Origin of the sequence: Halapricum desulfuricans, assembly GCF_017094465.1 — an archaeon.
GTDB lineage: Archaea > Halobacteriota > Halobacteria > Halobacteriales > Haloarculaceae > Halapricum.
In genome coordinates, this window is record NZ_CP064791.1 from 503,506 (window position 1) to 527,747 (window position 24,242).

24 protein-coding genes are annotated in these 24,242 nt (G+C 64.2%); 10 read left to right on the plus strand and 14 right to left on the minus strand.

All coding sequences use genetic code 11. The features are described from left to right. The first annotated feature begins 155 nt into the window (after positions 1–155). From HSEST_RS02520 to HSEST_RS02530, 3 genes are read left to right on the plus strand one after another with little or no spacing between them, the layout of a single operon-like run. Positions 156–1,331: an NAD-dependent epimerase/dehydratase family protein gene (locus tag HSEST_RS02520; RefSeq protein ID WP_229121998.1), complete on the plus strand. Its 1,176-nt coding sequence runs from the start codon at positions 156–158 to the stop codon at positions 1,329–1,331. Between the two features lies 1 nt (position 1,332). Further along, the gene (locus HSEST_RS02525; RefSeq protein ID WP_229121999.1) at positions 1,333–2,271 is read left to right on the plus strand and encodes an NAD-dependent epimerase/dehydratase family protein; all 939 of its coding nucleotides are present in this window, start codon (positions 1,333–1,335) and stop codon (positions 2,269–2,271) included. A gap of 25 nt (positions 2,272–2,296) precedes the next feature. After that, the gene (locus tag HSEST_RS02530; protein ID WP_229122000.1) at positions 2,297–3,277 is read left to right on the plus strand and encodes an NAD-dependent epimerase/dehydratase family protein; all 981 of its coding nucleotides are present in this window, start codon (positions 2,297–2,299) and stop codon (positions 3,275–3,277) included. A gap of 65 nt (positions 3,278–3,342) precedes the next feature. On the opposite strand, the gene HSEST_RS02535 is transcribed toward HSEST_RS02530, so the two are convergent. After that, the gene (locus tag HSEST_RS02535; protein ID WP_229122001.1) at positions 3,343–4,182 is read right to left on the minus strand and encodes a TrmB family transcriptional regulator; all 840 of its coding nucleotides are present in this window, start codon (positions 4,180–4,182) and stop codon (positions 3,343–3,345) included. Between the two features lie 115 nt (positions 4,183–4,297). Here HSEST_RS02535 and HSEST_RS14500 point away from each other — a divergent pair, with 115 nt between their 5' ends. Both HSEST_RS14500 and serA read left to right on the plus strand, forming a co-directional pair. After that, complete coding sequence (locus tag HSEST_RS14500) at positions 4,298–4,420, plus strand: hypothetical protein (RefSeq protein ID WP_267491936.1); 123 nt, start codon at positions 4,298–4,300, stop codon at positions 4,418–4,420. A gap of 114 nt (positions 4,421–4,534) precedes the next feature. Further along, positions 4,535–6,106 carry a phosphoglycerate dehydrogenase gene (gene serA / locus HSEST_RS02540; protein WP_229122002.1) on the plus strand — a complete coding sequence of 524 codons (1,572 nt, stop codon included), beginning with the start codon at positions 4,535–4,537 and terminating at the stop codon, positions 6,104–6,106. 20 nt (positions 6,107–6,126) lie between these two features. On the opposite strand, the gene HSEST_RS02545 is transcribed toward serA, so the two are convergent. From HSEST_RS02545 to ahaH, 11 genes are all read right to left on the minus strand, one after another. Continuing rightward, positions 6,127–7,164: a Brp/Blh family beta-carotene 15,15'-dioxygenase gene (locus tag HSEST_RS02545; RefSeq protein ID WP_229122003.1), complete on the minus strand. Its 1,038-nt coding sequence runs from the start codon at positions 7,162–7,164 to the stop codon at positions 6,127–6,129. Continuing rightward, complete coding sequence (locus HSEST_RS02550; RefSeq protein WP_229122004.1) at positions 7,152–7,886, minus strand: lycopene cyclase domain-containing protein; 735 nt, start codon at positions 7,884–7,886, stop codon at positions 7,152–7,154. The genes HSEST_RS02545 and HSEST_RS02550 overlap by 13 nt, the downstream gene beginning before the upstream one ends. A 51-nt stretch (positions 7,887–7,937) precedes the next feature. Next, on the minus strand, positions 7,938–8,759 hold the full coding sequence (locus HSEST_RS02555; RefSeq protein ID WP_267491904.1) for a bacteriorhodopsin: 822 nt from the start codon (positions 8,757–8,759) through the stop codon (positions 7,938–7,940). Positions 8,760–9,001: 242 nt separating this feature from the next. Beyond that, on the minus strand, positions 9,002–10,411 hold the full coding sequence (locus HSEST_RS02560) for a V-type ATP synthase subunit B (protein WP_229122005.1): 1,410 nt from the start codon (positions 10,409–10,411) through the stop codon (positions 9,002–9,004). A gap of 2 nt (positions 10,412–10,413) precedes the next feature. Then, complete coding sequence (locus HSEST_RS02565) at positions 10,414–12,171, minus strand: ATP synthase subunit A (RefSeq protein WP_229122006.1); 1,758 nt, start codon at positions 12,169–12,171, stop codon at positions 10,414–10,416. Further along, the gene (locus HSEST_RS02570) at positions 12,168–12,503 is read right to left on the minus strand and encodes a V-type ATP synthase subunit F (protein WP_229122007.1); all 336 of its coding nucleotides are present in this window, start codon (positions 12,501–12,503) and stop codon (positions 12,168–12,170) included. The genes HSEST_RS02565 and HSEST_RS02570 overlap by 4 nt, the downstream gene beginning before the upstream one ends. After that, a complete protein-coding gene (locus HSEST_RS02575; RefSeq protein ID WP_229122008.1) occupies positions 12,500–13,576 on the minus strand; it encodes a V-type ATP synthase subunit C in 1,077 nt (358 codons plus the stop codon). Before HSEST_RS02575 ends, HSEST_RS02570 begins: the two co-directional genes overlap by 4 nt. Then, on the minus strand, positions 13,573–14,157 hold the full coding sequence (locus HSEST_RS02580) for a V-type ATP synthase subunit E (protein ID WP_229122009.1): 585 nt from the start codon (positions 14,155–14,157) through the stop codon (positions 13,573–13,575). Before HSEST_RS02580 ends, HSEST_RS02575 begins: the two co-directional genes overlap by 4 nt. 16 nt (positions 14,158–14,173) lie before the next feature. Further along, on the minus strand, positions 14,174–14,452 hold the full coding sequence (locus HSEST_RS02585; RefSeq protein ID WP_229122010.1) for a hypothetical protein: 279 nt from the start codon (positions 14,450–14,452) through the stop codon (positions 14,174–14,176). A 163-nt stretch (positions 14,453–14,615) separates the two neighbouring features. Then, the gene (locus tag HSEST_RS02590; RefSeq protein WP_229122011.1) at positions 14,616–16,874 is read right to left on the minus strand and encodes a V-type ATP synthase subunit I; all 2,259 of its coding nucleotides are present in this window, start codon (positions 16,872–16,874) and stop codon (positions 14,616–14,618) included. Next, entirely contained in the window at positions 16,861–17,193 is a 333-nt protein-coding gene (gene ahaH, locus HSEST_RS02595; RefSeq protein ID WP_229122012.1) for an ATP synthase archaeal subunit H, read from the minus strand. Before ahaH ends, HSEST_RS02590 begins: the two co-directional genes overlap by 14 nt. A gap of 100 nt (positions 17,194–17,293) precedes the next feature. Here ahaH and HSEST_RS02600 point away from each other — a divergent pair, with 100 nt between their 5' ends. Together HSEST_RS02600 and HSEST_RS02605 are read left to right on the plus strand one after the other, a co-directional pair. Next, positions 17,294–17,917 carry a methyltransferase domain-containing protein gene (locus HSEST_RS02600; protein WP_229122013.1) on the plus strand — a complete coding sequence of 208 codons (624 nt, stop codon included), beginning with the start codon at positions 17,294–17,296 and terminating at the stop codon, positions 17,915–17,917. A 406-nt stretch (positions 17,918–18,323) separates the two neighbouring features. Then, positions 18,324–19,106, plus strand: coding sequence for a hypothetical protein (locus tag HSEST_RS02605; protein WP_229122014.1), 783 nt, complete (start codon positions 18,324–18,326; stop codon positions 19,104–19,106). 92 nt (positions 19,107–19,198) lie between these two features. Here HSEST_RS02605 and HSEST_RS02610 read toward each other — a convergent pair whose 3' ends face one another. Together HSEST_RS02610 and HSEST_RS02615 are read right to left on the minus strand one after the other, a co-directional pair. Continuing rightward, positions 19,199–19,660 (minus strand): type IV pilin, encoded by a 462-nt coding sequence (locus tag HSEST_RS02610; protein WP_229122015.1) that lies wholly within the window; start codon positions 19,658–19,660, stop codon positions 19,199–19,201. A 54-nt stretch (positions 19,661–19,714) separates the two neighbouring features. Next, positions 19,715–20,989 (minus strand): DUF7096 domain-containing protein, encoded by a 1,275-nt coding sequence (locus HSEST_RS02615; protein ID WP_229122016.1) that lies wholly within the window; start codon positions 20,987–20,989, stop codon positions 19,715–19,717. Between the two features lie 162 nt (positions 20,990–21,151). On the opposite strand from HSEST_RS02615, the gene HSEST_RS02620 reads away from it, so the two are divergent. From HSEST_RS02620 to HSEST_RS02630, 3 genes are all read left to right on the plus strand, one after another. Continuing rightward, complete coding sequence (locus HSEST_RS02620; protein ID WP_229122017.1) at positions 21,152–22,411, plus strand: helix-turn-helix transcriptional regulator; 1,260 nt, start codon at positions 21,152–21,154, stop codon at positions 22,409–22,411. Between the two features lie 99 nt (positions 22,412–22,510). Continuing rightward, complete coding sequence (locus tag HSEST_RS02625) at positions 22,511–23,293, plus strand: electron transfer flavoprotein subunit beta/FixA family protein (protein ID WP_229122018.1); 783 nt, start codon at positions 22,511–22,513, stop codon at positions 23,291–23,293. Then, positions 23,290–24,240 carry an electron transfer flavoprotein subunit alpha/FixB family protein gene (locus HSEST_RS02630; RefSeq protein ID WP_229122019.1) on the plus strand — a complete coding sequence of 317 codons (951 nt, stop codon included), beginning with the start codon at positions 23,290–23,292 and terminating at the stop codon, positions 24,238–24,240. Before HSEST_RS02625 ends, HSEST_RS02630 begins: the two co-directional genes overlap by 4 nt. Positions 24,241–24,242: the final 2 nt, after the last annotated feature.

The following is a 24,242-nucleotide window of genomic DNA, read 5'->3' on the forward strand; positions in this document are numbered from 1 at the left end:
CTCCCCGCGGCTTTCGTTCGATCGGTTCGGCGTCACTGTCACAGTGGCAACAGCGCGGAAGCCCACGAGCTCAGCGGTGGGTAGCTGAAACAGGACCGCCGTTCGTCCGCCGATACAAAGATTTATATCCGTTACTCGGAAACTGAGTAACACCGATGTCGATCATTGTCACCGGCGGTGACGGCTATCTCGGATGGCCGGCCGCCCTCCGTATCGCGGACCGAACCGACGACCGTGTGGTTCTCGTGGACAACTTCGGCCGACGCGAGTGGGTCGAGGAGATCGGCTCCGTCAGCGCCGTACCGATCGCTTACCCTGACGAGCGTATCGAGGCCGCCGAGGAGGTCCTCGGGCTGACGAATCTCTCCTTTGTCGAGGGAGATCTCACCGAGAAGTCCTTCGTCGATCAGCTACTCGAAGTCCACGAACCGGACACGATCGTCCACACGGCCGCTCAGCCCTCCGCTCCCTACAGTCAGATCAACGGCGAGCGGGCCAACTACACCCAGCACAACAACATGCAGGCGACGCGGAACCTGCTGTGGGGGCTGGAGGAACACGACATGACCGACACTCACTTCGTCGAGACGACCACGACGGGCGTCTACGGTGCGCCCGAGTTCCCCATCCCCGAGGGCGGCGCGACGATGGAGAACCAGGGCGAACGCGACGAGGTGCCGTTCCCGGCGATGGCCGGTTCGTGGTACCACCTCACGAAGAGCCACGACGCGGCCAACATGCGACTGGCCCACAGCCAGTTCGACATCCCGATCAGTGACGTTCGGACAGCGATCACCTACGGAACAGAGGTCGAGGAGACCCGCGCGGACCCCCGGCTGAAGACCCGTTTCGACTTCGATTACTACTTCGGCGTCGTCGCCCACCGATTCGCCGCCCAGGCCGTCTCGGGGTACCCCGTGACGATCTACGGCAAGGGTGAGCAGCGAAAGCCGTTCATCAGTCTCGAAGACGCCGTCGAGGGGCTGGCCCGCGTCGCGCTGGTCGATCCCGACGAGCGACCGGACGATCTCACCGTCTACAATCAGGTCACTCGCGCCATCTCCATCGTCGAGGTCGGCGAGACCATCGCCGAGGTCGCCGACGACTACGATCTGGACGTCGCGGTCGAGCACTTCGAGAACCCGCGTGACGAGGACGAGACCCACAAGATGGAGATCGAGAACGACCGCTATCTCGATCTGATCGACGGGCAGGATCAGACCTTCGCGGAGGGCGTTGCGGACATCTTCGCGACGCTGACCGAACACGCCGGCCGTATCGAGTCCCACGAGGACCGGTTCCTGCCGGGCGTGCTCGAACCCGACGAGTAAGATGCACGTACTCGTCACCGGGGGCTGTGGCTACATCGGCAGCGCGCTCCTCCCGCTGTTGCAGGACGATTCGACCGTCGATGGCGTCACGGTACTGGACTCGCTGGCGAACGGATCGCCTCGCAACCTCCTGGAAGCCGAACTCGGTGACGGGCTGGCCTTCCGGCGCGGCGACGTCCGCGAATACGGCGATGTCGAGAGCGCGATGCGTGAGGCGGACACGGTGATCCACCTGGCTGCGATCACCGGCGCATCGAGCACCCACGACCGTCGCGAGGAGACCTTCGCCGTCAACCGCGACGGGACGACGAACGTCCTCACCGCCGCGGCGAAACTCGGCGTCGAGAACGTCGTCTTCGCCTCCTCGTGTAACAACTACGGGCGGACGACGGAGACGGACATCGACGAAGCGACGGAGATGGACCCGCTCAATCCCTACGCGGAGACGAAAGTCGCCTCCGAGCGGGAACTGATTGAACAGGCCCAGGAAGGCGAGTTCGACGCGACGGCCTTGCGGATGGCCACGAACTTCGGGTACTCGCCGGGCGTCCGGTTCAATCTCGTAGTCAACCTCTTCGTCTTCCGGGCGCTGACCGACCGCCCGCTGACTGTGTACGGCGACGGGACCAACTGGCGGCCGTTCATCCACGTTCGGGACGCCGCCCGGGCGTTCAAACACGCGGCGGTCTCGCCGGAGGACTGGGACCGCCGGGTCTACAACGTCGGGTCCAACGACGGCAACTACCGAATCAGCGAGATCGCCGAGGTCGTCAGCGAGGAAGTCGGTGACGTGGACATCACCTACCTCGAAGACGAACATCCCGGCCCGTCCTATCATGTCAACTTCGACCGCGTCGCCGAGACGGGATTCGAGACCGAGTGGACGCTCCGGGAGGGGGTTCGCGATCTCGCGGCGACGTTGACGGAACGACAGCGATAACCGATATGCCCCCACAGCCATAGCCATGACCGACGACTTTCACGTCGCAGTGACCGGTGGCGCGGGCTACATCGGCAGCCGTGTGATCGAGCGCCTGCAGGCGACCCATCCCGACTGGACCGTGACCGGGATCGACAACTTCTATCGCGGTGACGTTCGCCAGGTCGGCGACGTCGAGATCCAGCACGTCGACATCCGCGAGCGCGACCGCCTGGAGACCGCTCTGGATGGGGCGGACGTCGTGATCCACCTGGCGGCGGTCAGCGGGGTCGACGACTGCCGGAACAACGCGGATCTCGCCCAGGCTGTCAACGTCGATGGGACCGCCAACGTCGCGTGGTTCTGTCGGAAGCGCGGTGCGGCGATGGCCTTCCCGTTCAGTATGGCCGTGCTGGGTGATCCCGACCAGTTCCCGATCACGATCGACCAGCCCCGGGACCCGATGAACTGGTACGGCCGGACGAAGGTGCTGGGCGAACGGCTCGTCGAGACCTACGCCGACGGCGCCTTCCCGGCCCATCTGTTCATGAAGTCGAACCTCTACGGCGATCACGTCGTCGGCGACACGGTCGTCTCGAAAGGCACAGTGATAAACTTCTTCCTCGGACGGGCGATGGCCGGCGAACCGCTGACGGTCTACGAGCCAGGCAGTCAGGCCCGCAACTACATCCACGTCAAAGATGTCGCTCGCGCATACGTCCGCAGTGCCGAGCGATTCAAAGCGCAACTCACGGCGGGCGAGACCGGCGTCGAGAAATACGAGATCGCCAGCGACCAGGACCCCAGCGTGATGACCGTCGCCGAGCAGGTCCAGGCGATCGCAACGGAGTACGGCATCGACGTGGATATCGAACTCGTCGAGAATCCCCGCGCCGGCGAGGAGACGCTGGTCGAACAGTTCGACGTCGACACCACGGCCGCTCACGGGACGCTGGGCTGGGACACCGAATACACCGTTGAGGACGCAGTCCGGGAACTGTTCGAGCGACGCGCCGACGAGCAGTAATACCGCGACCCTGCCGTCTAGCGGACGCCCGTATCATCGATCCCGGCGAGCGTCCCGTCGCCAGATCAGTACGCCTCGTCGCTGTCGTGCTCCCAGATCAGATCGAACAGCCGCTTCAGCCCGGCGACGAAACTCCCGTTGTCGGTGACGGCGGCCTGGCGCATCGAGAGCGGGATGTCCTTCTCCTCGACGAGCAAGATCGCTTTCCCCGACTCGTAATCCATACTCGGATCGGCGACCGTCCCACGGAGCGGGAGCTGTTCGTTGCTGAACCGGACCGCGACCTCGGGATAGCTATCAGTCAGTTCCTCGTATATCTCCGCCTGGATCTCGCGGTTGTCCGGCGACAGGTGCGCCGGGTCGAGCATCAACACGCGAACGTCGATCCCGCGATCGAGCGCGTCCGCAAGCGCCGGCCGGATCGAGTCCAGATAGGCGAAACTCTTCGTGAGGACGTTGACCTCGCGCTCGGCGTCGTGATACAGCTGTCGAGTCTCGGTCTCGCTGGGTTCGCCGACGTCGACGACGTGAAAGAGGTCCTCAGTGGGCGTGACGTCCTCGCTTGCCCGTTCGAACATCGGTCCGAACGTCGAGACGAACTCCGCCCGGACGTCCTTGATCTCCGTCTGAAAGGACTCGAAGTCCTGGCGCTCGTTCTCGACCGCGCGATCGAGAATCGCCTCCGGGTGTTTGGCCTGGTACTCCTTGGGCCGGCCGGGGATCACCTCGATGAAGCCCCGATCGGCCAGCTCGTCGAGCACTTCGTAGATACGCGCGCGTGGAATCCCCGTCGCTTCCGCGAGGTTGGGTGCGGTCGACCGCCCCAGAGCCAACAGCTCCCGCAGGGCTGTCGTCTCGTACTCGCGTAAATCCAGGTGTGCCAGCAGGTCCTCGGCGTCGCTCATCATTCGCTGCTCGACTCGCGAGGGAGTTAAGCGTGTGCTTCCAGTGCGACGAATCCAGACAACGATCAGTCCCACAACGTTTATACTGGTCGGAACATATGGTGTTACTAAGATCGTGAGTAACATGGATGAACCCGAGCCCCACCCCGACGATCACTTGGACGAACTGGAAGACGGTGCCGGCTGTACCGAGATCTGGGAGAAGCTGAGCGAGCAACGGGAATCCGCTGCCGATTGAATTCGCTTTTGGGTTCGCTCGTCCGGCCCATAGCCCGAAATCCCTCACTGTTGTACACGCGGCTGTGCCGGGAATTTCGGTACAGATAAACCCGTGCGTGGGAACCTACTGAGTATGAAGGTACTGGTCACGGATCCGATCTCCGACGCCGGTCTCGCGCGCTTGCGCGACGCCGGTTACGAGGTGGTGACCGATTACGACGTCGATACCGAGGGTGTCATCGAGCAGATAGCGGACGTCAACGGCCTGCTGGTCCGCGGGACGGAAATCACCCGTGAGGTGTTCGAGGCCGCGCCGAACCTGCAGATCGTCTCGCGGGCCGGCATCGGTGTCGACAACATCGACATCCCGGCCGCGACTGATCACGGTGTCATCGTCGCCAACGCGCCGCGCGGCAACGTGCGTGCGGCCGCGGAGCTGACGATCGGGCTGGCGTTCAGTGTCGCCAGTCAGGTCCCGCAGGCCCACCAGCGGCTCATCGAGGGCGAGTGGGCCAAAGACGACATCACACGCACTGAACTCGGCGGGATGACCGTCGGCATCGTCGGACTCGGCCGACTCGGCCAGGAAGTCGGCTGGCGGTTCGACAATCTCGGACTCGACGTCGTCGCCTACGACCCCTATCTGGGCGAGGATCGAGCCGACCAGATGGACGTCGAACTGCTCGAACTGGACGAGTTGCTGGAGACCGTCGACATGCTCTCGGTACAGGCCCGACTGACCGAGGAGACGCGCGGTCTCATCGGCGAGGACGAGATCGAACGGTTCGACGGTGACTTCGTCGTCCACACGTCCCGTGGCGGCATCATCGACGAGCAAGCCCTCGCGGACGCCGTCGAATCCGGGGACATCAAGGGCGCTGGTGTGGACGTCTACAGCGAGGAGCCGCCGTCCAAGGACCATCCGTTCATGACCGTCGAGGATATCATCACGACGCCACACCTCGGCGCGAAGACCCGCAACGCGCAGGTCAACGTCGCCGTCACCGCTGCCGATCAGGTCATCGACGCGCTCGAAGGCGAACTCGTGAAGAACGCGATCAACGTCCCGTCCGTCGAGGCGACGGCCTATCCCCGCATCCGGAACTACGTCGAGGTCGCCGAAACGGCGAGTCTCGTCGCGATGCGGCTGTTCGACGGCCGCGTCGAGGAGATCGAGATCACCTACGCCGGCGACATCGCCGACGAGGATCTGGATCTCGTGACCGCCGCCGTGTTCAAACCGTACGGCTGGCAGGATCAGGTCGTCAACGCACCCGCACGCATCGCCGAACGCCGCGGTATCGACGTCACCGAAAGCCGTCGGCGCGAGACCAAGGACTTCCGGAACCTGCTGTCGGTCACTGTTGGCAACGGTGCGGAGTCACTGACGGTCTCCGGGACGCTGTTTGCCGGCGAAGAGCCCCGTCTCGTCGAGATCGACGGCTACCGTGTCGATGCCGAGCCGTACGGCTACATGCTGCTGTCACGCAACCGTGACGAACCCGGTGTCATCGGTGCGATCGGTCGGATCCTCGGCGACCACAACGTCAACATCGCGAGCATGTCTAACGCCCGCGAGAGCATCGACGGTGAGGCCCTGACGGTGTACAACCTCGACGACCCCGTCGACGAGGAGACCATCTCGGACCTGCTGGCCGACGACAGGATCACGGACGTGACGCTGATCGATCTCGAACAGCGGTAATCGCGCGGTCGGACTCGTTCTCACACGACTCTCTGTACTCGATCGAGCACCGTCACGACACCGGCGTGTGGCAGCGTCAACACGGCGAGCAACACCAGGTAGACGCCGCCGACGCCAGCGAGCGACCCCGGTTCGTTCGGGACGACGACTGCGATGGCACCGAACAACGCGAGCGCGCCGACGGTCATCGGGAGCGCGCCTGTGCCAACCCGTGCGAGCAGTCGGCCGGTCGCTCCCTCGGTCAGTGCCGTCGACGCTGTCTCGTCGATCGCGACCAGTCGTGCGAGATGTCGCAGCGAGTGCCAGACTGCGAAGTAGACGCCGATCGCCAGTATCGGCGGGACTGTCGCGAAAAACGCCCACAGCAACCCCGTCTCGACGGCGTCGATCCGCCACCCGCGCCGATCGCCAGCGACGTAGTGACCGGCCAGTAGCGTCCCGACGGTCGCCAGTCCGAAGCCGACACCGACCGCGATCCGGGTCGAGGGATCGAAGGCCGGTGCGAGCCAGTGCCCTCCGCCAGGATCGAACAGCCCCACGACGGTCGTCGTCACCGAGCGATACTGCTCGGGGAACGCCAGCAGTGGCACCACCATCGGCAGTCCGCCACGGACGAGCAGCGTCAGGCGACTGACCCACGGATCCTCCAGATGGGCTGCGTCGGTCGCCAGCGCGAGATGCGCCCGATCGCCCTGCCCCCAGTGGAACCAGGTCAGCAGGACGAACCCGGCGAACGACGCCGCCGGTGCCACCAGCCATGCGATCCCGTATGCACCCGCGACGGCGAGGTACGCGACCGAGAAGATGCCGATCCCGCGGAGCGTCACCGGTTCGTCGCGCGCCCGCGGGAGCGTGAGGTGATCGAGCGCGCCGTGGGGTAGTCCCAGCAGCAGGACGGTTCCCAGTAACAACCCGTACTGGGCCGTCGTCGGCAGACGAACGCCGAGCAGGTGGACGGACCCGACCGCAGCGAGGACGATCCAGACCGGCCGGAACGTCCCCGCGGCTACCCGATCGCGAACGGGGCTGGCGAGTGCGCCGTCGGTCACGCTCGCCATCGGTCGATCACCCACGGGTACAGCACGAGCCCCTGGACGACGAACAGGGTCGTCACGAGGAAGAACAGCCCTTCCTCGATCGGGAGCCCGCCGATCGTCAGCCCGGTCGTGTACTCCCCGGCGATCGTCCAGATCCCGTACTCGATCGCGATCCGGTCGGCCACAGCGAAGTACAACGCCGGGGCGGCAACCCCGACGACGAGGAGTCGCCAGCGCGCCAGCAACTGCCGCCAGCCGACTGCCCACTGCAGGGCGAGCACGGGTGCAGCCCACGAGAGGATCGCACCCATGTAGAACGTCGCCGCGTGGGTCAACATCGCGACGCCGAGCGCGCCGACCGACAGCGCGGCGACGACCCCGCCGATCCGGTCGCGGACGGTCATCGCTACCGTCCCACGCGGTTCTCGGAACGCCTTCGAGATCAACCCGAGCCACAGCGCCGTGACGATCGGCTGCAACAGGACGAACAGGTACTCTTCGAGGGGTGCCAGCCAGATCCGTCCAGCGACAGTCCCGTCTCCGTACCACCAGACGCCGCGGTGGATCAGGTAGTTGTCCCAGGGCGTGGTGTATGCGAGCGCCAGCACGAGGATCGCGACGGTCGGGATCGCGCGCACGACCGACCGCGTTTCATCGCGAGTGCTCGCGGTCACCGACGCCAGAACGAGCAGCGGTGGGGCGACGAACACAGCGTGGAAACCGACGTACGTGAGGTCTGCCATTAGTTGGTGACCGCGGATGGTACGATTCCGGAGGGAAAACGTCTTCCGACGTTATGCAGTCGACGCCGTCGACGTGCCAGCGTCGTCGAGGACGCTGTGACTGGCCAGCAGGACGATGCCGAACCCGACCTTCGCGGTCAGGTCGAGCACCATGAATCCGGCCGTCTCGATCGGTAGTCCGACGACAGCGAGCCCTTCGGTCCCGATCAGCCACCAGACCGGGTAGACGAACCACAGGCCGACGATCATGTACCGGAGGGTGTTGAACGTGCTTTTCGTGTCACCCGACAGCTGGGCTGCTTTCGATGAGAGGCCCTGGAACAGGTAGAAGATCAGCACCAGGAAGAAGCCGGTGCTGACGCCCCACCAGACCAGGCGGTGTGCCTCGGTGCTGAGGCCGAGCGAGTCGATCGGCGCGATCGTCAGCGTCGCGACCAGGCCAGTCAGGATCATCATAACGTCCAGTCCGACCAGCGTCGCGATGGTATTGCGGTCAGCGCCAGCGAGCAACGCCAGATCGTACAGCAACAGCGGCGTCGTCAGGACCCAGTCGGTGTATCGGGGCCAGTAAATTTTCAGCTCTTCGACGCCGTCGATGAACGGTGCGAGGTCGATTACGCCGAACCCTGTCGCCATCGCGAGATAGTTCACGAACGCGATCGCGGCGATGAACGTTGTCACGATGTAGAACTTCTGGCGGCGCGAATCCGTCACGCCCCAGCCTCGGGCGATGAAATACAGCATCCCGAGGAACATGCCTGCCGTACCGAGCCACAACCATATCGCCTCGTCGCCCGGTGTTGCACTCAGGTCGCCTAGTTGCAATACAGCTGTACCGATCGTTGCCAGCGGTTGGCTGCTCAGCAGTGCCATGGTACACCATATTCTATGTGCCGCCTCGGATTAGTGATGCAACACAACAGTTTTGGGTCGATTCACGGCTCTCTCGGTGCTGATGATGTACTATTCATCTGGGCAACACCTGTCTCTCGGTTGTTCCGGTGCTACTGTGTGGGAATCCGGATGAAAACACAATTGATTGGGCACTTCGACCCCGCGACACGGAGGCAGCGACGGCTCGGCCTGGGCACTCTCTCGGAAAAGGTGTTCGCCGATCAGTCCGCAGTGACTTCTTCCTCGACTGTCTCCCGGTAGTGCTCGTCGATGAGGTCCTCGTCGATGCGGTTGAGTTCCTCTTTCGGGAGCATGCTGAGCAGATCCCAGCCGATGTCCAGGGTACCGCCGATATCGCGATCCGTCGTAAAGCCCTGCTGTACGAACTCCGCCTCGAAGCGGTCGGCGAAGTCCAGATACTTGTTGTCGCGTTCCGAGAGGGCTTCGCGACCGACGATGTTCACGAGGTCGCGCAGGTCCTCACCCTCCGCGTACGCAGCGTAGAGCTGGTCGGAGACGTCGGCGTGGTCACCGCGGGTCAGCCCCTCGCCGATCCCGTCGTCCATCAGCCGCGAGAGGCTGGGCAGGACGTTGATCGGCGGCTGGATACCCTGACTGTTGAGGTCCGGGTCGATGATGATCTGCCCCTCGGTGATGTAGCCGGTCAGGTCCGGGATCGGGTGGGTGATGTCATCGGAAGGCATCGTCAGGATCGGGATCTGGGTGATCGATCCCTCCACGCCCTTGATCCGCCCGGCCCGCTCGTACAGCTGGGCCAGGTCGGTGTACATGTACCCGGGGTACCCACGGCGACCCGGGACCTCCTCGCGGGCGGCTCCGATCTCGCGCAGCGCCTCACAGTAGTTGGTCATGTCCGTCAGGATCGTCAGGACGTGATACCCCTTCTCGAAGGCCAGGTACTCGGCGGTCGTCAGCGCCAGCCGCGGAGTCAGCGTCCGCTCGGTCGCGGGGTCGTCGGCGAGGTTCATGAAGACGACGCTGCGTTCGAGCGCGCCCGTGCGCTCGAAGTCGTCCATGAACTCGTTTGCCTCTTCGGCGGTGATCCCCATCGCGCCGAAGATGACTGCGAACTCCGACTCGCCGCCCTCTTTCTCCTCTTCGGGGACGCTCGCCTGGCGTGCGATCTGCAGCGCCAGGTCGTTGTGGGGCTGGCCCGAACTGGAGAAGATCGGGAGCTTCTGACCGCGGACGAGCGTGTTCATACCGTCGATGGCCGAGACGCCCGTCTGGATGAACTCCGCGGGGTACTCCCGGGAGTAGGGGTTGATCGCCTCGCCGACGATGTCCTCGCGTTTGTCCGGTTCGATCTCGGGCCCGCCGTCGATTGGCTGGCCCGAGCCGTCTAGGACGCGACCGAGCAGGTCCTCGGTCAACTTCATCTTCATCGTCTCGCCGAGGAACCGCACCGATGCGTTTCGATCAATACCGCCAGTCCCTTCGAAGACCTGGATCGCGACGTGATCGCTCGTCGATTCGAGCACCTGCCCACGGCGGGTTTCGCCGTCCGGCGTCTCGATCTCGACGATTTCGTTGTACCCGACGGGTTCGTCGACCTCGGCGAACACCAGCGGTCCGCTGATCTCCGTGATCGTCTTGTATTCTTTCTGCATGGTTAGTACATCTCCTGGAGCTCGCTCGCGATGTCTCCCTCGAGTTCGTCGACGAACTCGTTGTAGTCTTCCTGCACGCCGATTCGGTTCAACCGCGGCAGCGACTCGATGTCGGTGATCTCCTCGACCGGCACGCCTGCATCGAGCGCGTCGAAGGCCTCGTCGTTGAACGTCTTGATCGCCCCGAGGATCCGGTAGGTCTTCTCCGGCGAGCAGTAGGTGTCGACGTCGTGGAACGCGTTCTGTTGGAGCCACGCCTCGCGCAGATAGCGTGCGACTTCCAGGGTCAACTGCTGGTCGTCCGGTAGCGCGTCTTTCCCGACTAGCTGGACGATCTCCTGGAGTTCGGCCTCTTCGTCGAGCGTGTCGATCGCCCACTGGCGCTGTTCGGACCAGTCCGATTCGACGTTCTCCTCGAACCACGGATCGAGCTGGTCGCGATACAGCGAGTACGATTCGTTCCAGTTGATCGCCGGGAAGTGTCGTCGTTCCGCGAGGTCCGCGTCCAGCGCCCAGAAGGTCTTGACGATCCTGAGGGTGTTCTGGGTGACCGGCTCCGAGAAGTCACCACCGGGTGGGCTGACTGCACCGATGACTGAGATCGACCCCTCGGTACCGTTGACGTTCTCGAAGTAGCCGGCTCGCTCGTAGAACTCCGCCAGTCGTGCGGCCAGATAGGCGGGATACCCCTCTTCGCCGGGCATCTCCTCGAGTCGCGAGGAGATTTCCCGCATCGCTTCGGCCCACCGCGAGGTCGAGTCGGCCATCAGCGCGACGTTGTAGCCCATGTCACGGAAGTACTCCGCAATGGTGATCCCGGTGTACACCGACGATTCCCGTGCTGCGACGGGCATGTTCGACGTGTTTGCGATCAGCGTTGTCCGATCCATCAGCGGGTTGCCCGTCGTCGGGTCTTCCAGCTCCGGGAAGTCCTCGATGACTTCGGTCATCTCGTTGCCGCGCTCGCCACAGCCGACGTAGACGACGATGTCCGCGTCGGCCCACTTGGCGAGCTGATGCTGGGTAACTGTCTTCCCCGATCCGAACGGGCCCGGAATCGCGGCCGTCCCGCCTTTCGCGATGGGGAACAGCCCGTCGAGAATCCGCTGGCCCGAGACCAGCGGTTCGGTCGGCGTCTGTTTCTCGCTGGCCGGACGCTGCTGGCGAACCGGCCACTCCTGGTGCATCGTGATCTCTTCGCCGTTGTCCAGTTCGACGACCGTCTCCTCGACGGTGAAGTTTCCGGACTCGGCTTCGACGACTTCGCCGCCCTCGTAATCAGGCGGCACCATCACCTTGTGGTCGATCGTCTGTGTCTCGGGGACGACCCCGACGATGTCACCGGCTTCGACAGTGTCGCCTTCCTCGACCTCCGGGGTGAACTCCCAGACGGTCTCCATGTCGATCCCCGGGGCGTCGACCCCGCGGTCGAGGAACGCGCTGTTCATCTTCTCTTCGAGGACCTGTAGCGGGCGCTGGACGCCGTCGTAGATCGAATCCAGCATCCCGGGACCGAGGTCGACCGTCAGCGGTCGACCGGTCGTTTCGACAGGCTCGCCCGACGACACGCCGGACGTCTCCTCGTACACCTGGATCGTCGTCACGTCGCCTTCGATCTCGATCACTTCGCCCATCAGCCCTTCGTGACCGACGTACACCACGTCGTTCATCCGGGCGTCGAGGTCCGCCGTGACGACGGGGCCCGATACGCTCTTGATGACGCCGTCTTCACGGACGTCGGATGTCTGTGCTTGACTCATAGTTGCTGTTCGTCTTCCTCCATCAGGTCGATACCGATCGCTCGTTTGATCTGTTCGCGCAAGTTCCCGCTCTCGGTCCCGCCGCCGAGCGTCACCAGCACGGGGTCGACGCTCTGCTGTACCGTCTCGCGGACGCCCCGGGAGAGGTACTGCAGGTCGTCGTCGTGCATCACGAGAATGCCGATGTCGTCGCTCGTGAGCAACTCCTTGACAGTCTCGTCAAGTTCCGCTTCCATCTCGTCGTCGGGGATGTTGATCGCCCTTCGGACGCCTGCCAGGCGAAACCCGGTCGTGAAGTCCGGCGTTCCGACCACGGCGATTTCCTTACTCATAGCGTGACCAGCTCCGTTTCGATCTCCTCGGGCGAGAGGTCGGCCTCCCGGCCGCGTGCGATTGCACGGATGTTGTCCACCTCTCGCTCTTTGGCGAGGATGTACGACAGGACCGAACACACCGACGGCGGGTACCGGTTCGCGAGTCGGTCGGCGAACGCCAGCAACGCGGCGTCGAGCACGTTCTCGAAGCGAACGATGTCGTCGCTCTCCTCGAGTTCGGTCAGTGCCACGGCGAGGTCGTCACCGTAGATACTCTCCCGGACGTGCTCGACGAGTTGATCGCGATTGCCGACCAGCTGGCGCAGTTCCTCGGCGTCGAAGAGCCGTCCGCCGTCGATGAAGTACGCGGCGGGGTCCATGTCCGCACCGCTGCGAGCCAGCCGCAGGGCGTTGCGGACGTTGCTGAAGTCGATCTCCGCGGTGATGAACTCGATGTACAGTTGCGTCGCCCTGTCGGCCTGCACGCGGGACGGCAACCCTTCGTCGATATCCTCGAAAAAGACCCGATCGACCGCGTTTTCCAGCGGCACGAGCAGGTCCGTCTCCTCGTAATCGTCGTACGCCTCACGTAGGGCATCCGCGAAGATCGTCTGATCGAGTGCTTCGACCGCACTCTCGATCGACTCGGCTCTTGCCAGCTGCTCCAGCAGGGCGTCGTCGAACTCGCCCGCCCGGATATAGTCGGATTCGATGGCTTCGGTACCGGCCTCGGAGTAGATCCCTCGCAGCGCCGTCTTGACGTTCCAGGCGTCGAACTTCCGGAGGTACCGGGCGATGTAGTCGTACGCCTCTCCGGTCGCCCACCGCAAGAGATCGTTGAAGTGCTTCGCGAGGTTGCGATTGAGCGCGTACTCGATGAGATTGACCCCGGAAAAGCGAGCGCCGAGCGCGTTCATCTCTCGGCCGTACTCGGTTTCCTCCATGAACCGGGCGATTTCGCCGGTCCCCATCCGGACGAGTTTCCGGTAGTCGTCCTCGTCGAACAGCGACGCACGCCGGGCGCTGACCCGGGCGGTCACGTATTCGTAGTTGCTCGCTTCTTCGGCCGAACTGCCGTACTGTGCGCTCATTGCTCCTCGAACAGTTCGTCACTGATTTCGCGAAGCGATTCCTGCCAGACGTCCTCGAGGACCGAATCGAACGTGTTGTTGACCCGGACCCGGGACGAGTCGCTCTCGACGACTACGCCGCCGAGGCAGTCGATTTCCCCGCCGTACTCGAAGCCGTCGTACTCCTCGAGGATCGACGTCAGCAACTCCTCGTCGTCGCTGCGGCCGTACACCTCGGCCGCCTCGACGTCCTCGAACTCCGTGCTCGCCGCATCGAGCAACTCGCGGGTCAACTCCTCTCGCGTCTCCGCGTCGAGGTCGACGAGTGCGGTTTCGACCTGCTCGCGAACCCGCTCGAGAAGCTGACGACGGGCCGCCAGCCGCGTCTGCTTGGCCTCGAGGTTCCCACTCGAGAGGCGCTGCTCGCGCTCTTGTTCGATCTGTCGCTCGACCTCGCGCTCTTTCTGTTGGCGGATCCGCTCGGCTTCCTGCTCTGCCTCCTGGATGATCTCGTCGGCCTGCTCCTCGGCGTCGGAGCGTATTTCCTCCGCACGTGCGCGAGCCTGCTCTTTGATGTCTTCTGTTACGCTGTCGAGACTCATGAATGGTCAGACTGTGTTACAGCGTGAGGAACACGACGACCAGCGCGAGAATGACGAGCGTTTCCGGGATGACCGTGAGGATCAGCCCACGACCGAACATGTCGTCGTCCTCGGCGACTGCGCCCACGGCTGCGGCACCGATCCCACGCTCCGCGTATCCTGCACCGAACGCGGCCAGCCCGACCGCGAGGGCAGCCATCCCGAGCGAGAAGTGGTTCTCGGGAATCGCCGGCGCTGCGGCAGTTGCGTTCTCCTGCAGTACAACAAACAGTGGTGCGAGTAGTTCTGGAATCATAAGTATGCCTGTCGCGATTCTCGTGTTTCCGGACGGTTGCTAGTCGCAACAGCGACCCTATAAAACTTCCCAAAAGCGTTCGATCTGTCCGGTTTCTTTCGATATCGTGCCGTCCCAAGACCGCAAGATTGCGGCGGGGTTCCGGGAACTCAGTTTCAGGCGACTACTCCTCGACTGTGTAGTTTCGCTCGTATCCGAACGGGTTGTAGACCGTCCCGCCGCCGTCGTAGAACTTCCCGAAGAACTCGACGTATTCGAGACGCACTGCCTGTAGCCCCGCGCTGGAGATCCCCAGCACGAGCACCAGCAGGTGGCCGAGCAGGAGGACGACGATCCCGGCCAATCCACCGAGGATCAACTCGGCCGGCCCGGTGCCGTTGACCAGGCCGCCGAAGACGACTTCGCCGTGCGCTTCAGGATCGAAGAACAGGAAGTGGAACTCCCCTTCCTCGGTCAGCGTCGCACCGAACACGAGCAGGTTTACCGCTAGGGCCATGCCGGCTTTCGCCAGCACGACCGCGGCCAGTCGGGTGTAGGAGACGACGTGGCCGAACGTCTGGGTAATGCTCTCGATAATTACGATTCCGCCTTCGGCCTTGAATCCGAGGGCGAGCCCGACGCCCAGCAGCGCGAGCCCGACGGTGCCGACGATCGGCGGGAAGCCGGTGAATCCGAGCTCAATCGCGGTCATGTTTGACTCGACGGTGACCGTCTCCGGGAGGAAGGTCAGCGTCGTCCCTTCCTCTGCGAAGACGTAGAACATGAAGTCCGGTTTCGGTGCGGGCACTTGTTTGCTGAACACCCACAGCCAGAGCCCGACAGTCATCATGATCCAGGAGCCGCTCTCGACGAACGCCTCCGTGACACCGTGGTGTAGCTTGTTGACGAAGTCGAACAGTCGGCCCACGACGAGATGGAGGACGCCGATGACGATACTCAACAGCAGCCACGCCTGCGCGTAGGCGATATAGTACGGCTGCAGGCCCTTGTGGATCGGCGGATGGCCGTTCCAGACGAACTCGCCGAGCCAGTGGAGGCCGAATATCTCACCGTACAGGACGCCGAACAGCGCGGTGAAGCCGCCGGCCCACAGCGCGATACCACCGAGACTCGCCAGCACGTCGCTGTCGACGTTTTTCATGAGCCAGTAGCCCATCCCCATATAGAGGAGCCCGTACCCGAGATCCCCGATCATGAACCCGAAGAAGGCCGGGAACGTCAGGAACAGGACGATCGTCGGATCGAGTTCCGTGTATTTGGGCCGATTGATCACTTCGACCAGTGCCTCGAACGGCTTGACGCCGCCTGGATTGTCCTGGACTGTCGGCGGCTTGTCCTCGGACAGGGGGACGTATCCACCGTCGGCGGCAGTCTCCTCGCTGTCCTGTGTGCGTTCTCTCGCGACCGGGCCGTCCGTCCGGTCCGGCTCGCGGTCGGTCACTGTGGATCCGCCGGAGCCGCCCTCGACCGACTCGGTCTCTTCGGGATGTCCGTCTTCGTCGTACGTCGCCTGTTCGAGTTCCTCGATCTCGACCTTGCCGTCCGCGGCCGTCTCGACGGCTTCTTTGAGCGTGTCGATCTCTTCGGTCGGGACCCATCCCTCGGCGACGAACGCGTTGTCGCTCGTCGCGAAGGACAGCGGTGCTTCGCGCTTCTGGACGGCGATGGTCAGCTTCTCCTCGGCGGCCAGCAGGAACCCGCTGACTTCCAGTCGCAGGTCGTCGAGTTCGTCTTCGACGGTGTCGAGCTTCGACTTGAGCTGCTGTTTGCGATGCCGACGGTCCTTGAGATACTCGGCCGGGTCCCCAGTACCGTCCGGGATCGCAACCTCGCTGAACGTCGCGCTGACGAGCGCGTCTTCGAGCACGCCCGGATCGTCGACGTATGCGAACACAGCGATCGCTTCACCCTCCGAAGCCACGTCGAAGGTCTCTATCTCGCTCGCGTCGAGCTCCGCCGTCACGTCGGCCGGGTCGCCCTCGCCGACGGCGACTTCGAGACTATCGTAGCCGCCGAGCAGATCGAGGTCGATCCCCAACTGGACGAACAGCTCCAGTTGTTCGATGTCTTCCTCGACCGATCGCAACTCGCTCCGGAGCTCCTCTCGTCGATCGTCGAGAGCGTTGACCTCCTGGCGAACATCCTCGAGTTCGTCGTCGAGGTCCTCGTCGGTGACGACGTGCGTCGGCCCCTCGTAGCCGTTCTCGATTCCGAGAGTACTTTTCAGCGCCCGGACGGTCACGAGCTTCTCGGAGTACTCGTCGGCGCCCTCGAGCGGATTGCCGGGTTCGAATCCCTCGATCTCGTTGGTGTAGTCGCTGAGGTGCACCAGATCGAGGCCGTGGACGACTTCGATCACGTCGTTCATCACGCGCTTCGAGCCGGTCATCGAGACCCGACTCATCCGCTCAGGCCTGAGCATGTACCTCCTCCTCGAACAGCGACACGACGTGCTCGACGACCTCGTCGAGCCGCTGTTCGGCGCGCTCCTCGAGGCGTTCGCTCTCCTGTTCGCCCTCCTCGACGATCCGCTCGCGCTCGGCTGTGATCTCCTCGCGGGCCTCTTCGAGGCGTTCGTCGGCCATCTCCTCGGCCTCGCGTTCGGCCTCGCTACGGATCTGTTCGGCGCGTTCGCGCGCCTCTTCGATCCGTTCCTCGCGCTCGGCCTCGGCGTTGGCGACGATGTCTTCCGCCTCTTTTTCGGCCGCTTTGATATCCCTGAGAACCTGTTCCCGTGGCATTGTCTAGTCGTATGCCAGTTGTGAGACCGCCTATTTGGTAGTTGCGAAGTCCGCAGTCGAATCCGGGAGATTATGATGGCCTGGTTCTAACGTGTCTCCGATGGGCGTTCTCGAACACAAGGGCCGAGCACGGGTCTTCTACAAGTATCTCTCGCAGGTCTACGACCGGATCAACCCCTTCATCTGGAACGAGGAGATGCGCGACGAGGCCATCGGCTGGCTCGAACTGGATGGCGGCGAGCGCGTGCTCGACGTCGGCTGTGGCACCGGTTTCGCCACGGAGGGCCTGCTCCAGCACGTCGAGACCGTCTACGGCCTCGACCAGAGCTCGCACCAACTGGAGAAAGCCTACGCGAAGTTCGGCCGTAGCGGCCCCGTTCGGTTCACCCGCGGTGACGCCGAACGGCTCCCCTATCAGGACGACACCTTCGATGTCGTCTGGTCGTCCGGCTCGATCGAGTACTGGCCTAACCCGGTCGACGCTCTCGAGGAGTGTCGACGCGTCGTCAAGCCCGGCGGCAAAGTGCTGATCGTCGGCCCGGACTATCCCGCGAATACCGTCTTCCAGAAGATCGCCGACGCGATCATGCTGTTCTACGACGAGGACGAGGCCGACCGGATGTTCCGGGAAGCCGGCTTCGAGGAGTTCGAGCATCATATTCAGCAGGCACGACCGGGAAGCCCACGGGCAATTACGACTGTTGCGGAAGTACACGAAGAGTGAGCATACGCCGAGCGGAGCGAGGCGTTTCACCGCGGCGACTGTAAGGAGCCGCGGCCTTTTTTGGTCCAGCTTTTTGCCGTGAGCGGTCGCCAGCGGCGACCCGAGCGGGAAAAAGGTGGTCTGGGCACGACCGGGAAGCCCGCGCGCGATTACGACTGTTGCGGAAGTACACGAAGAGTGAGCATACGCCGAGCGGAGCGAGGCGTTTCATCGCGGCGACCGGAGGGAGCCGCGGCCTTTTTTGGTCCAGCTTTTTCGAGGAGTGGTTCGCTTGCGAACCCGACGATGAAAAAGGTGGTCTGTCATAGACGGACGAGCGGCGAACGGCGGCTGACGGTTTCAAGACTGTCGAGGCGAAATCTTTTTGGCCGTGCTGAATGACTGTTCAGTTAGCACCTGGTTAGCGATGGCATCCGTATTCACCGACGACCACGCGTTGATTGCGCTCCTCGCGGAGTCGATCGAGGCGGATCTCTCCGCCGCTGATCGGCTCACCGACCTGCTGTCCCGATCGGTCCCGTGGCAGTTCCCGGGGCGCTTGCTTGAGGTGCTGGCCGCTCACGTGGCCTCCGTGTCCGACGCGCAACTCCGTCACGGCGTTCTCGCCGTGGAGTATTCGGCCCTCCACCAGTATCTGCACGCGATCGCGCTGGCGGACGATGCCCTGATCGAACCGGCGTCGTCGTCGGCGTATGCGACCGACACCGTCGCTGCGATCCTCGACGGTGACCTCCTGCAGGCACGCGCGTTCTCGTCTCTCGACGGGGCAGTCGAGGGATCCACGTCGCTTGCCGATGCCTATCGGCAGTTCTCGGACGGTTCCGTGTCCGCCTACGAGCGAACTGCCGCGGCTGGGGCGTTCTCGGCCGAAAACCGGTCCGAACCACGTCATCCGTCGCCCGATCGCTCTCCCCGGACGCCCGAACTCGCTCCACTGGCGGGCGTCGCCGGAGCGCTCGCCGGACGCATGCGGTCGCTCCCCGAGTCCCAGGTCCGTTCGCTCAAGCGCGCGGCGGTCGAGCTCGGTCGAGCCGTCCCGATCCAGACACCGACCGGCCGGCAACCGCCGGTGACGACCCGGGTCGACAGCCCGCTCGAGACGATCTCGACGCTCGTCGGTGCGTCCACGGCAGCAGACGTCGAGAGACTTGTCGATGCCGAACGGAACGTCTCATACAGATTATTGTAACGATTTACCGATCCAGTCGCCCGGCGTAGGACGGCCGGTACGGCACAGACGTACAATAATCCGTATCAGGCGGGCTCCTCGCTCGGCGTTGATCAGGCTGCGTTCGTCTCGAGCTGTGCGACGGTCCCCTGGTCGGTCGAAATCGTAACGGACACGGTCGCACCGGGGTCGAGGAGCGGCGCGTTGGTGCTCGCAAGACTCACGCTCGCGCTCTCACCGGCCGTCCACATTGGATCGGCGGCCGGATTGAACGGGCCCGTCGGCCCGCTCGCGAAGCCGTCAGCGGCGAAAAACGGGATCGGAGGCTGCTGTGCGAGCGGCTGTCCGTCGATTTCGATCCGGAATGTCAGCTCTTCGGTCGATACTGTGTCTCCGCCGTCGTGCGTGATCGTGATCCGGTCGGCATCCGCCTCGGCACTGACTGTGAAGTGTACGCGTGGTGTCGACTCCGTCGTGTCGGACCCAAAAGCGACGGCACCGCCGATGCCGGCCAGCACGACGGTCACGACCACGAGCAATACCGTACCCACGACGGGTGACAGCCCACGGGACACGCCCCTCGGTGGGCCGGACTCGTATTTGAACCCCCGGCTCGCATCGTCGCTTGGCTAGCCCGGTATCGCGCGGTCAGGGATCGTGACCGTGAACGTCTCTCCCTCGGAAGGTACGACTTCTACCGTGGTCGTCCCGCGGGTATCCAGTGTCCACAGGAGGCCGTCGTCGCCGGTCTCACCGACCCGTCTCCCGTCGATCTCGACCGTCGCGTTGGCACCGTTGTTGGTCGTCAATCGCGTGAGTGACACCTCGATCGGGCCGGTGTCGTGGGTCGCGTTGACCGTTAGCGCGAACCGTCCAGTACTGTTCGTGTACGTCTCCGAGACCGTCATCGTCGACAGATCCCGAATCTGTTCTTCTTTGAACACGTCGGTCGTCGACGTGTCGAGATACGTGGTCAGTTCACCCTGCGTGTGTGAGATATCGACGCTGAAGACCGACGTGTTCCCGAACGAATCCGGGCGAGGTGACCGCTTCCGGTTCTCCGCGGCCATCGCCCACGGGTACAGTTCGCTCGCCCGATCGACCACCTCGCTGGCTGTTCGGAGTTGCGGTTCGCCGCTCCCGAGGACCGGGCTCGCAGTGAACCCCTCCCGGACGTATCGGTCGTTGACGATCGTCGCAACGACGATCCCCTGTTCGCCGGTCTCGATATACGTGAGCCGCGATCGGCCCGACCCGGCGATCGCCGGCTGGAACTCGACCTCGCGGATCAGGCCGCTGTTCGTGAGTAACGCACCCTCGTAGCCCCGCAGTTTCGTTTCGAGATCGGGCGGCAGCGAGTAATCGATCGTCGATTCGTCCATCGTGATCACCGTGTCGGCCGTCGCTTCGATCCCCTCGGCAGTCGCGTCGACATGGGCCAGCGTCGCCATAAATTCGTTCGGTGTCAACTCGCCGTCGTTGTACCGTTCGAGTGCTCGCTGTTGGCGCTGATGTAACGCCTGCGTCTTGTTGTCCAGTCGTGCGGCGAGGGTACGCGCGGCGGCCGTCCGCTCGGCCTCGGTCTCCGCGCGCTCGAAGCGCACCCGGAACGACTCGATCGCGTAGTCCAGTGCCAGCCGATCGCTGTCGATCCGCGTGGCGGCCGTCACGTCGACGGACGCCCGATGTCGCCCCGAGGTTCGGAGATTCTCGTCGGACACTTGCAGGTAGTTGGCCGTCCCGTTCACCTGCGCGAGGGCCGGTTTCGGGGTATCCGTGTCGATCGTCTGTGTCTCCCCGGGCGCGCCGGCCGGACCGACGAGTCCGGCGGTGACACCGACGCCGATCACCGCGAAGAGCCCGATCGCGAGGAGTGTTATCCGACCGGTGGAGGGGGGTGACATCGGTCTACCGGAGGGTACAGCGGGTATGCGGAAAAATCCATCTACTCCTGTCTACACAGAGAATCCCGTCTTGAACAGCTATACCTTCCGAGGAACGCCGCTACCGCCTGATTTGGTGATAGAAAGGGTTTTCCCCCAGGGGCAAGCATCCACCAGTACACAATGCCCGCGTGGCCCCGTGCCCTCTTCGCCATCGCGCTTGTCGTTTCCCTCCTTGTGGCCGGCGTTGCCCCCCTGGGTGCGCTCCCTCCCGGTGAGTCGGCGGGTACCGGCCCGTCAGCTACCGGGACCGGTCAGATAACGTCGGTCGCCGAACCGGATCTCGCCGTCGATACGACCTACCGGATCGACGTTCAGTCGGACGGAGATGCCCGGTGGACCGTCAATCGGACGTTCCGGTTCGACGACGAGAGCGACCGCGCCGGGTTCGAAGAACTCGCCGAGCAGTTCGCTGACGGCGCAGGTCCGGAACGGACGGTCTCCGCGTTTGAGGGGGCAAGCGAGCTGGCCAGTGAGACGACCGGTCGTTCGATGGTGATCACGAACGTCACGCGTTCGACGCGTGTCGGCACCGACAGCGGGTCGCTGGTACTGTCCTTCCGGTGGACGAACTTCTCCCGCCAGGAGGACGGTCGGATCCATGTCGGCGACGTCTTCCGGACGGAGCCGCGCTGGCTCTCCAATATCAGCGACGGGGAGCGGCTGATCATCACTCGCCCCGACGGTTACCAGTTCTACAACGTCAGCACGAACGTGCAGAACCGGGTCCTGCTGTGGAACGGCCCGCATACCTTCGGGACGGGCCGACCGTACGCGGTTTTCGATCCGATTTCGTCGCCGCCCCCGTCACAGGACACGACGACAGTGCAGTCTGGTGATACCCCGGCTGGCACTGCTCTCGGCGCTATCCTGGCTCTCGCTGTCCTCGCCGGCGTCGGCTACGCTGTCTACACCGGTCGCCTCGACCGGCCGACGGAATCCGGATCGGACACGCCTATATCGGCCGAGGGCGATGCTGACACGGCGACCACGGCTGATAGTGACGAGGAGTCGGCTGAGACGCCCGCGGCTGACGATGGCGCGGGCGAGACAGTAGCTGCGACTGCTGGTGGGGCGGCTGCTGGAGTAGACGACCCGGACGACGATGCGGACGAACAAGCGACGACCGATCAACCGTCCGACGATGGGACCGACGGGGACGACGTCGACGAGGCGCTGTTGAGCGACGCGGAACGCGTCGAACGGCTCCTCGAGCGAAACGACGGTCGGATGAAACAGGCTCGCATCGTCGAGGAGACCGGGTGGTCGAACGCGAAAGTGTCCCAGCTCCTTTCGTCGATGGCCGAAGAGGGACAGATCGAGAAACTCCGCATCGGTCGGGAGAACCTCATTTCCTTCCCCGAAGAGGGTCCCGACCAGTAGCCTCGGTGTCCGACGTTCGGCCCGGCAAACGGGTTCGCTTCTTGTGGCGCCCGGCTGTCTGCCAAACGTTTACCCTGTTCGGGCCGTCAGCACTTCCCGATGAAGATTCTCGTTACGGTTACGGAGGCGGCGACCGTCGACACCGTCTTCGAAATCGACGGTCTGGATATCGACGATCGATACCTCTCGACGGACCTCAACGAGTGGGACGCCTACGCGCTCGAAGAAGCAGTTCAGCTCGCCGAAGCGGAAGGCGGAGAGGTAGTCACCGTCACGATCGGCTCCGACGGTGTCGAAGAGACGATCAGACAGGCGCTGGCGAAAGGCGCGGATCGGGCGATCCGTGTCTGGGACGAACGGCTGGCGGCGCTTTCCGTACTCGACCCGCTGACGAAAGCGGCGGTACTTGAGGCGGTCGTCGCCGACGAACAGCCGGATCTCGTCTTTACTGGCGTGCAGTCCGCCGACGATTCCTTCGGCGCGACCGGCGTCGTGCTCGCGTCGCGACTGGACTGGGCCTGGGGGACGATCGTCAACGATCTCCAACTGGACTCGACGGTCGCACACGTCACCCGCGAGCTCGAAGGGAACCTCGAGGAGTTGACCGACATCCAGCGACCGGCAGTGTTGACCATCCAGACCGGGATCAACGAGCCGCGGTTCGCCAGCCTGCGGGACATCACGCGGGCCCAGCAGGCGGATATCGCCGTCGAGTCGTTCGCCGATCTACGCTTCGATGCGGACGCACTCGTCTCGTCGATCGAACGGACCGATCTCTACGAGCCGGACACCGACGGCGAGGCGACGATCTTCGAGGGGAGTCCCGACGAGACGGCCGCCGAACTCGCAGCCGTCGTCGAAGAGACGGGGGTGACGCGATGACGGTACTGGCTGTCGCCGAGCACCGACGCGGCGAGTTGCGCCCGGTCAGCCTGGAACTGCTTTCGGCGGGCCGCGAACTCGCCGACGCCACCGACGGGGACCTGCACGCCGCTGTCGTCAGCGGCGACGTCGAGAGCCACGCCGACCGGCTGAACCGCGAGGGCGTCGACACGATACACGCGGTCGCCGACGGTGAGGAGTTCAACCACGACGTTTACACCCAGGCGGTCACACAGCTCGCCGAGACTGTCGAGCCGACCGTCCTGCTCGCCCCGGATACGGCCAACGGCCTCGACTACGCGCCTGCTGTCGCCGAGCGACTCGGCGCGCCGCTGTTGACTGACGCGCTCGATCTCTCCTACGACGAACGCCTGACGGTCACCCGCGAACGGTACGAGGGAAAAGTCGAGACGACGCTCGACATCGACGCACCGCAGGCGGTCGTGACGCTCCGCCCCGGGGCGTGGCCGCGCGCCGACGGGACCGGCGACGCCGAGATCACGGCCTTCGACGCCGTGATCGACGAATCGCTCGTTCGATCGGATGTCACGGGATACCAGGAGATCGGCGGCGAGGTCGACGTCGCCGCGGCCGACGTGCTGGTCGCCGTCGGCCGCGGCATCGAATCCGAGGACAACCTGGATATCATTCGCGATCTCGCTGACGCCTTGGACGCGACCATCGCGGCCTCCCGGCCTGTCATCGACAACGGGTGGCTGCCCGCGGACCGGCAGGTCGGCCAGAGCGGCAAGACTGTCTCTCCGGAACTGTACGTCGCGGTCGGCATCTCCGGGACCGTCCAGCACGTCTCTGGTGTCCGCGCGGAGACGTTCGTCGCGATCAACGACGACCCGAACGCGCCGATCTTCGAGGTCGCCGATTACGGCGTCGTCGACGACCTCTTCGAGGTCGTGCCGGCACTGACCGACCGCCTCACACGCTCGTGAGC